The following is a 2,577-nucleotide window of genomic DNA, read 5'->3' as shown; positions in this document are numbered from 1 at the left end:
GAAACTGTAACAGCGCGTTCAACGACATTTTCAAATTGTCTTAAGTCTTGGCAAAGAAGTTCTTCTGCTTGCTTTTCCGTGATGGTCATGCCTTCATAAACAAAAGGCTTCCCAGCATTGTTTGTATGTCCATAACCTATTGTCCACACACCAATGGTATCTTTGTAGGCGCTTAAACGCAAGCCTTCCCATTGTTTGATAAGTGCTAGCCCTTCTGATGATATTTTTCGCATATGCTTCTCCATAAAAAAAGCTCCGCAAAAAGCAGAGCTGGATTAAAAAATTGACATCTTTTTCATTCGGAAAGATAGCTTGGTTAAGCTTCATGTCACTTTTTCATTGGAATAAAAGAAGATTTTTTCTCAACTTTTAATTTCTTTCTTGACAAATATTCGTTTATAAACGAATATACATCATGTTTGAAATACGTCACTACCTTACTTCTGATGGCAAAGACTTGATAGCTGATTGGCTGCGAAAGCTCCGTGATATGCAGGCTAAAACTGCAATTATTCGCCGCCTTAATCGTTTAGAGCAGGGAAACTTTGGCGATTTCAAGCCGCTTCGTGAGGGTGTTCATGAATTGCGTATTAATGTTGGTCCTGGCTACCGAGTTTATTATGTCCAATCTGGAAAGACCGTATTGTTGCTATTATGCGGTGGCAGCAAAAAAACACAAGAGACTGATATCACTCGTGCATGTGCTTGCTGGCGTGATTGGCAAAACCGTGAAGATTAAAGGAGTGCAAAAATGAAAGACCGTAACCATGATGATGCAATGGCAGAAATATTCCGTGATGATCCTGAGTTGGCAGCAGCTACCCTTGATGCAATCCTAGCAGATGGTGATCAGGGTGAGCTGCTTGTAACTCTACGCCAAATGGCCAAAGCTTATGGTGGTGTTCAAGCTGTAGCTAAAGCAGCCAACTTGAACCCAACACAACTTTACCGTACACTTTCAGAAAAAGGTAATCCAGAGTTCCGCAGCTTGAATGCTTTACTGCGTACCATGGGGTTTCGTTTGGCTGTACAGCCTCTTGAACGACCAGTTCCACACGTATAACTTTAGTGTATTAACCCCTCCCCACCTTTAAAGATGGGGAAGGGAGGTATTTAAGCAACCTTTTTAATGGGAGGCTCCAAATTTTGTTCATAAGTTCGCAACAAAGAATCCATACGATGTGGAAGTTCTGAAGCTCCAAAATCTGTCAAAATTGCCAAGATTTTTGTAATATTGGGCACGTCATCTTGAAGCTTTAAAACCAGAGCATCTACGACCGATTCCATAACCTCAACTATAGCATTGCAGTCCTCATCTCCAATGCCTCGATGGTTAGAAAGCTTAAACAACGACAGCCACAAATCACATAAGAAGTCGACACTGCTATTCATTGCACACCTTCATGGATTTGTTCTCTCAAACATGCCAATCCTCTGGATGTGATTTTTGTTGAAGGCAGCACCTTTTCTGTACCATCCGGTCTTTGAATGGTGATAGCAGGGCAATCCATGAATCCTTTCTTGATCTTATCCTGATAAGGTAACAGAGGCGCCCCTGGAGCCCGTCGATACACCCAATCATGTTTACGCAAGTAATCGGTTAAGTCCTTTGGTCTTACTTCCAACATCTTTGCTGCTTCTATCAAACCAAACAAACCATCAGAGCGTTTTAAACCTTCCAAAGCTTCTGCTTTCGGTTTGAGTGTACTCACCTCATTTCTCAAATCTTCTAATTGATTGATACTCTCTAAAAGGAGTTGCTTAATCGTAAGAGGATTTTCCAAAGCATTGGCAAGATCTACTTGTGGTGCGGCTATCTGTTTTTCCAATTCTTGCCAACGGTCAATGATTTTAGCTCGTAAGGCAGTACTGTAACCTGAAACAAGAATTAAACATTCACGTTTAGGTAAGTTATAACAAGGGCGGCTTTTCCCTTGTTCATCAATATAATTGCTTAAAAATTTAGCCAGCCCAAATTTGGGCTCGCTAAAATTAACCACCCCAAATTTGGGGGCGTTAAGTTCTTCAAGCATTTGCTTAATGTCACGTATAACATGTTTATGTTGTTTACCACACAATTCTGCAATCTCACGGCTAGACATAGTCTGAGTGGTAGCATTATTAGTAGTGCTTTCTTTAATTTCTATAAGTGTGTTCATTATGAACTCCTTGGTAATAGACGTTTTTCATTGACACTCTAAAAGAGTGCCGGGCGCTGAAAAACACGGTACCAAGTCCGTCGTTACACTTTCCCCATAAGGGTATTTTATAGCGCAACCACACCCGACGAGGTCATTATATGCGTATAACATACAATGAGTCAAAGTCTTTACAATGTGCGGAAAATAAACTATTTCGGTAGCTCGTCCGCTTGGTATTTAAGGTGTTTTTCAAGCACCTGATTCGATTATTCATATTGTCGCCACAATGTCAAGTGGCTTTCGAGATTTTTTACGTTTTTACTAATTTGACTTATCTATCTTCCTCATCCATATGGATGACGCCTTCGCCTTCGTCGCATGCGTTTGGTGGGGCGTTTGGGTCAAGGGTATCATCTTTGTCTGGTGTGGTGTTTGC

5 protein-coding genes are annotated in these 2,577 nt (G+C 41.1%); 2 read left to right on the top strand and 3 right to left on the bottom strand.

Annotation, left to right across the window (positions count from 1 at the left end; translation table 11 throughout):
* The coding region (locus ACFIMA_RS09425) for a lysozyme (RefSeq protein ID WP_375693418.1) at positions 1 to 233 on the bottom strand (233 nt) is incomplete at its 3' end.
* Positions 234 to 415: 182 nt separating this feature from the next.
* On the opposite strand from ACFIMA_RS09425, the gene ACFIMA_RS09420 reads away from it, so the two are divergent.
* Complete coding sequence (locus ACFIMA_RS09420) at positions 416 to 739, top strand: type II toxin-antitoxin system RelE/ParE family toxin (protein ID WP_015857128.1); 324 nt, start codon at positions 416 to 418, stop codon at positions 737 to 739.
* A gap of 12 nt (positions 740 to 751) precedes the next feature.
* Positions 752 to 1,063: a DNA-binding protein gene (locus ACFIMA_RS09415; RefSeq protein WP_208439803.1), complete on the top strand. Its 312-nt coding sequence runs from the start codon at positions 752 to 754 to the stop codon at positions 1,061 to 1,063.
* 50 nt (positions 1,064 to 1,113) lie between these two features.
* On the opposite strand, the gene ACFIMA_RS09410 is transcribed toward ACFIMA_RS09415, so the two are convergent.
* Together ACFIMA_RS09410 and ACFIMA_RS09405 are read right to left on the bottom strand one after the other, a co-directional pair.
* Positions 1,114 to 1,392, bottom strand: a complete 279-nt coding sequence (locus ACFIMA_RS09410) for a hypothetical protein (RefSeq protein ID WP_375624254.1) — start codon at positions 1,390 to 1,392, stop codon at positions 1,114 to 1,116.
* Complete coding sequence (locus tag ACFIMA_RS09405) at positions 1,389 to 2,159, bottom strand: Rha family transcriptional regulator (protein ID WP_375693417.1); 771 nt, start codon at positions 2,157 to 2,159, stop codon at positions 1,389 to 1,391. The genes ACFIMA_RS09410 and ACFIMA_RS09405 overlap by 4 nt, the downstream gene beginning before the upstream one ends.
* Positions 2,160 to 2,577: the final 418 nt, after the last annotated feature.

Origin of the sequence: Bartonella sp. AP88HLJMH (assembly GCF_042195605.1) — a bacterium.
Classification (GTDB): domain Bacteria; phylum Pseudomonadota; class Alphaproteobacteria; order Rhizobiales; family Rhizobiaceae; genus Bartonella.
The sequence above is the reverse complement of the archived record's forward strand: the minus strand, read 5'-3'. Positions and strand labels throughout refer to the sequence as shown.

Bases quoted from the DNA above. Each gene is read 5' to 3' on its own strand.
- ACFIMA_RS09420 (WP_015857128.1), top strand. From the start codon at position 416: ATGTTTGAAATACGTCACTACCTTACTTCTGATGGCAAAGACTTGATA.
- ACFIMA_RS09415 (WP_208439803.1), top strand. From the start codon at position 752: ATGAAAGACCGTAACCATGATGATGCAATGGCAGAAATATTCCGTGAT.
- ACFIMA_RS09405 (WP_375693417.1), bottom strand. From the start codon at position 2,159: ATGAACACACTTATAGAAATTAAAGAAAGCACTACTAATAATGCTACC.
- ACFIMA_RS09410 (WP_375624254.1), bottom strand. From the start codon at position 1,392: ATGAATAGCAGTGTCGACTTCTTATGTGATTTGTGGCTGTCGTTGTTT.